Annotated in this window: 8 protein-coding genes and 1 pseudogene; all 9 read left to right on the forward strand. The window is 36.9% G+C overall.

The features are described 5' to 3' along the window. A partial coding sequence (locus RQ907_RS07280; protein ID WP_311492714.1) for a 4Fe-4S dicluster domain-containing protein occupies window positions 1-236 on the forward strand: 236 nt, incomplete at its 5' end. Between the two features lie 8 nt (window positions 237-244). Beyond that, window positions 245-1,225: an RnfABCDGE type electron transport complex subunit D gene (locus tag RQ907_RS07285; RefSeq protein WP_311492715.1), complete on the forward strand. Its 981-nt coding sequence runs from the start codon at window positions 245-247 to the stop codon at window positions 1,223-1,225. Beyond that, a complete protein-coding gene (locus RQ907_RS07290) occupies window positions 1,218-1,760 on the forward strand; it encodes an FMN-binding protein (RefSeq protein WP_311492716.1) in 543 nt (180 codons plus the stop codon). The genes RQ907_RS07285 and RQ907_RS07290 overlap by 8 nt, the downstream gene beginning before the upstream one ends. 8 nt (window positions 1,761-1,768) lie before the next feature. Continuing rightward, window positions 1,769-2,389 (forward strand): electron transport complex subunit E, encoded by a 621-nt coding sequence (locus RQ907_RS07295; RefSeq protein WP_311492717.1) that lies wholly within the window; start codon window positions 1,769-1,771, stop codon window positions 2,387-2,389. A gap of 8 nt (window positions 2,390-2,397) precedes the next feature. Then, a pseudogene (locus RQ907_RS07300) lies at window positions 2,398-2,973 on the forward strand (electron transport complex protein RnfA). 9 nt (window positions 2,974-2,982) lie between these two features. After that, window positions 2,983-3,783: an RnfABCDGE type electron transport complex subunit B gene (locus RQ907_RS07305; RefSeq protein WP_311492718.1), complete on the forward strand. Its 801-nt coding sequence runs from the start codon at window positions 2,983-2,985 to the stop codon at window positions 3,781-3,783. Between the two features lie 102 nt (window positions 3,784-3,885). Next, window positions 3,886-4,275: a NusG domain II-containing protein gene (locus RQ907_RS07310; protein WP_311492719.1), complete on the forward strand. Its 390-nt coding sequence runs from the start codon at window positions 3,886-3,888 to the stop codon at window positions 4,273-4,275. Then, window positions 4,275-4,793 (forward strand): Gx transporter family protein, encoded by a 519-nt coding sequence (locus RQ907_RS07315; protein WP_311492720.1) that lies wholly within the window; start codon window positions 4,275-4,277, stop codon window positions 4,791-4,793. Before RQ907_RS07310 ends, RQ907_RS07315 begins: the two co-directional genes overlap by 1 nt. Continuing rightward, a complete protein-coding gene (gene radC, locus RQ907_RS07320; protein ID WP_311492721.1) occupies window positions 4,794-5,474 on the forward strand; it encodes a DNA repair protein RadC in 681 nt (226 codons plus the stop codon). The last annotated feature ends 9 nt before the right edge of the window (window positions 5,475-5,483 follow it).

The following is a 5,483-nucleotide window of genomic DNA, read 5'->3' on the forward strand; positions in this document are numbered from 1 at the left end:
TAGAAGATCCAACACCATGTATCAGATGTGGAAGGTGCGTAAGCGTGTGTCCGGTATTCTTACTACCAAACTACATCCACAAACATGCCCTAGATGGTAGGTTTGAAAAGGCAGACGAAGAAGGCGCACTAGATTGTATAGAGTGTGGTTCTTGTTCATTCGTTTGTCCAGCCAGAAGACCACTAGTTGAAGCTATTAAGTTTGCTAAGAGACAAATAAGACAGGCAGGAAAATAGGGGGAAATATGGAAAATAATAAACAATTATTAGTAACAGCTTCTCCACATATTAGGAGTAAAAGAACAGTCGCTAATGATATGCTTGATGTTATCATTGCACTTATACCAGCAGGCGCTGTATCTGTTTACTACTTTGGTTATAGGGCTTTAGTTCTTATCTTAGCATCTGTAATAACATGTGTACTAGCTGAAACAATATTTAATAAATGCGCAAAAAGACCAAACTCAGTAAAAGATTTATCAGCAGTTGTAACTGGTATCTTACTAGCCTACAACGTGCCATTTACACTTCCAGTATGGCAACTTGTAATAGGTTCAGTATTTGCGATAATAATTTGTAAGATGCTCTACGGTGGAATTGGTCAAAACATCGTAAACCCAGCCTTAGGTGCAAGAGCATTTTTGATGGCATCATGGTCAGCAAATATGACAAACTTTGTACCAACCGAAAGAGTAGCAACACTAAAAACAGTAAGCGATGTATCCATGCTAACAGCAGCAACACCACTTTCTGATCCAAAATCTTACACAATTATGGACTTATTTATAGGCCACATACCAGGTTGTCTTGGAGAAATAAGTGCCCTAGCCCTCTTAATTGGTGCATGCTATTTATTAATTAGAAAAGTAATCCACATAAGAATTCCACTAGTATACATACTAACAACTACCATAATTCTTGCAATCTTTGGAGATAAGGTAAATCTAGATTATATACTTAAAAATATATTATCAGGTGGTCTAATCCTCGGAGCTTTCTTTATGGCAACAGACTATACAACAGCTCCAATTACCCCAAAAGGACAAATAGTATTTGGTTTTGGTTGTGGTTTTATCACAGCAGTAATCAGACTTTGGGGTGGATATCCAGAAGGTGTTTCTTATTCAATCTTACTTATGAACCTCCTAGTACCAGTAATTGAAAAACATACTAGGGATAGGATTTTTGGTAAGGCCAAGGCAAAAAAAGGAGCTAAAAATGAATAATAGTTTAAAACTAGGTATTAAATTACTTTTAATAACATCAATCACAGCCCTAGCCCTAGCCTTTACAAATAATATGACTAAGCCAATCATAGAAGCTCGCCAACAAGAAGAGCTAAAAGAATCTTTGGCAGTTGTATATAAGGCAGATAGCTACGAAGAAATGGACGTTGAAAAACCAGATGTTGTAGAAGCTGTTTACAAGGCAAAGGGAGCTGATGGAGACGGCTATGTATTCCAAATCAATTCTCCAGGTGGTTATGGTGGTGACATTGAATTTTTAATTGGTGTTGACAAAGACCATAATATAACAGGTTTTGCTCCACTAAACCATTCAGAGTCAGCAGGCTTTGGTAAGCAAATGGAAGAAGACTTCTTCAAACAAGGCATGGTTGGAGTAAACATGGACAAGGAAGTAAAGGCAAGTAAGACAGGTGGGGAAAATGAAATAGTCGGCATAACAGGTGCTACAATTTCAACAACCACTATCTTAAGAGGCATCAACGCCGCAAGAGAAGTCCTTGCTAAGCTAGAATAGGAGATATCATGGAAAAACAAAATAACAAACCAAAGGTAAATTTTGGCAAAATATTTATCGATGGTATTATTAAAAACAACCCTGTCCTAGTACAGATGGTTGGTATGTGTTCAGTACTAGCTATATCTTCATCATTAACAAATGCTGTTGGTATGGGCGTATCTGTAACCTTCGTACTTGTAATGAGTAACTTAGTTATATCATTACTCCGTAATTTCATCGCAGATGAAATCAGAATCCCATCATTCATCGTAGTAATAGCAGGATTCGTAACCATAGTTCAAATGCTAATAAAAGCTTACGCACCAGCCCTCGATAAGAGTTTGGGTATCTTTATACCACTTATAGTTGTAAACTGTATTATCCTTGCCCGTGCAGAAGGTTTTGCATCACAAAACGGCCCAATCCCATCAATCGTAGATGGTATCAGCCAAGGACTTGGTTATACAATTGCTATCTCAATCCTAGCTTTCTTTAGGGAATTATTAGGATCAGGCACACTTTTTGGCATGGCAATTCTACCAGAAAAATACACCATAGGCTTCATGCTCCAACCAGCATCATCATTCATAGTCCTAGGTCTAATCTTCGGAGCCTTCCATGCTATAATGAGCAGAAAAAATAATTAGGAGTTATTATGGCAGAATTATTTAAAATTATAATAGCAACTATATTTGTATCAAACTATGTATTAGGACAATTCTTAGGTATATGTCCAACCCTTGGTGTAACCAGCAAGGTAGAAACAGCAAGAGGTATGGGCTTTGCAGTAATCTTCGTTATAGTACTTGCAACAGTTATAACTTGGTTTATCCAACACTACATACTAGAAGCATTTAAAGTGCAATACCTTCAGACAGTTGTCTTTATCTTAGTTATAGCAACCTTAGTACAATCAGTAGAAACAGTAATGAAAAAATCAATGCCAGCACTCTACGGAGCCCTCGGTGTTTAGTTGCCACTTATTACTACAAACTGCGTTGTTTTGGGTGTAGCCATCAAGGCCATCGACCTATCATACAATTTAGTTCAATCAACAGTATATGCCTTTGCAGCATCAATTGGTTTCATGCTAGCAATCGTACTACTTGCTTATCTAAGAGAAAAAATTGAATACAACAAAATACCTGAGTCATTTAAGGGAGCACCAATCTCTCTTATAACCCTAGGTCTAATGGCTATAGCCTTCATGGGCTTTGCAGGTTTAGCATAGGAGGTAAGAATGCAAAATTTATTATTGCCAGTAGCAATCCTTGCTATAATGGGCTTTATCTTTGCGATAGCTCTAGGCTTTATTTCAGAGAAATTTCATGTGGAAAAATCAGTAAAAGAGGCAGCCGTTAGGGAATGCCTTCCTGGTGCTAACTGCGGTGCTTGTGGTTTTCCTGGTTGTGATGGACTTGCAGCTGCAATTGCTAAAGGCGAAGCACCTGTAAATGCCTGTGCCATTGGTGGTGCAAGTGTAACAGCGGCAGTAGCAAAAGCAATGGGAGTTGAAGCGGCAGGTGCAGATGACAGAAAGGTCGCACTCGTATATTGTAACGGCAATTGTGAAGCAGCTAAAGACCAATATAAATACCAAGGCCTTGACGATTGTAGGGCACAAATTGCACTTTTTGGTGGTAAAAAGGCCTGTGATTATGGTTGTATCGGATGTGGTACTTGTGAAAAGACTTGTCCATTTGATGCTATCCATATAATCAATGGTGTTGCAAAAGTGAATAGAGATAAGTGTGTAGCTTGTAAAAAATGTGTGGAAGTTTGTCCTAAAAATATAATCCAACTTGTACCATTTAAGCAAAAACAAGCAGTTCTCTGTTCATCTCATGACAAGGGCAAAGACGCTAGGGCAAAATGTTCTAACTCTTGTATAGGTTGTACAATTTGTGCTAAGACTTATCCAGAAGCCTTTGAAATGGACAACTTTTTATCTAAGGCTGTAAATGTTGATGGTATTGATTTAGAACTACTAAAGACAGCAGCAGATAAATGTCCAAATAAATGTATAAATATATTTGAATAAAACATGAAGAAGACCCTCCGGGGTCTTTTTTTTATGGTCAAAAACCATATAATATAACCATGATTTAATTATAAAATATTATGATAGAGATATGAGGTATATATGAAGATAAAAAAAGGAGATATAATTGTAATTGTTGGTCTGATTATCCTAAGTTTTGGGCTGAAATTTGCGATTGACAAGGCTACAACAGGCTATGAAGGAGATGTGCTGGTTGTAGAACAAAATGGCAAAGTAATCAAAAAACTACCAATGGATGTTGATACAGAATTTGTTGTCCATTACGGTGACCACCACAATACTATTGTGATTAAGGATAAAAAGGCCTATATGAAAGAGGCTGACTGCCATGACCAAATTTGTACCCATATGCATCCTATAGAAAAAGAGGGACAAACAATTATTTGCCTGCCTCATAGGTTGTTTTTGGAAATTGAAAGTCATGGCGATAAGAAAAATAATGACGATAAAATAGATAAGGTGGTTCGCTAATGGGAAAGAATATCAAAGAATTAACTAATATGGCACTTTTGGTGGCCCTTGCTCTTATTATTTCTCTAATTGAATTACAAATCCCTGTTCCTGTGCCAATACCAGGTGCAAAACTCGGACTTTCAAATATAATAATACTAGTAAGTCTTTATTTTTATGGCTTTAAGGCAAGTCTTACCATAGCACTACTAAAAAGTTTTATGCTAGTTCTTATAACTGGTGCTGTGACTTCGTTTTTCTATTCAGCAGCAGGTGCTATTCTTTCATCAATTGCCATGGCAATCGCTTTGAAATTCCATGATCGTTTATTCTCCTTCATTGGAGTTAGCGAAATTGGAGCTTTTGCTCACAATATGGGACAGATAATAGTTTCTGCTATCGTTATGGAGAATATCAAGATGTTTACTTATTTTCCGGCCCTTGTTTTGGTTGGAACCTTCAGTGGATTTTTTGTAGGACTTTCTTCAAACTTTATAATAAAGCACATGAAAAAAATAAACATCGGAGAAAATGTTTAAATGAAACAAACTATCAAGGATATGAAGCTCATAGATAGGCCGAGAGAAAAACTCATTAAGTTGGGCCATGACAGCCTAAGCGAAAAGGAGCTTCTTGCTATCATAATTTCAACTGGCACTGATAAGAAAAATGCAATAGAACTTGCTGAGGAAATCTTAGACACCTTTAGTGATGAGGCCCTACTTGAGATAGAGGTAGAGGAGCTTACAAAAATAAGTGGAATCAAGGATGCTAAGGCATCAAAGATTGTCGCAAGCCTCCAGTTGGGCAAAAGAATTAAGGAAAATATTTTAAATAAAGAAAAATACCAGATAAATTCTAATGAGGATGCCTATGAATTTATTAAAGACACCATTAGCCTAAGGGATAGGGAGTACTTTTACACAATTTTACTTAATAATAAAAACGAAGTTATCTCTAAAGAATTAATTTCTATTGGAGATTTGAGCTCTTCTATAGTTAATCCTAGGGAAGTCTTTAAGCCGGCTATAAAAAAATCAGCCAAATCTATGATTTTGGCCCACAACCACCCTTCAGGAAATCCTAGCCCTTCCAAGGCGGATTTACTTATTACCCATAGGTTGATAGATGCGGGTGAAATCCTTGATATCAATGTCCTTGACCACCTCATAATTGGTCATGGGGCTTATGTTAGTTTGAAAAAAGATAATTATATATAGGAGTATAGG

The sequence above is a fragment of the uncultured Anaerococcus sp. genome (genome assembly GCF_963510575.1).
In the GTDB taxonomy this organism is placed as follows: domain Bacteria; phylum Bacillota; class Clostridia; order Tissierellales; family Peptoniphilaceae; genus Anaerococcus.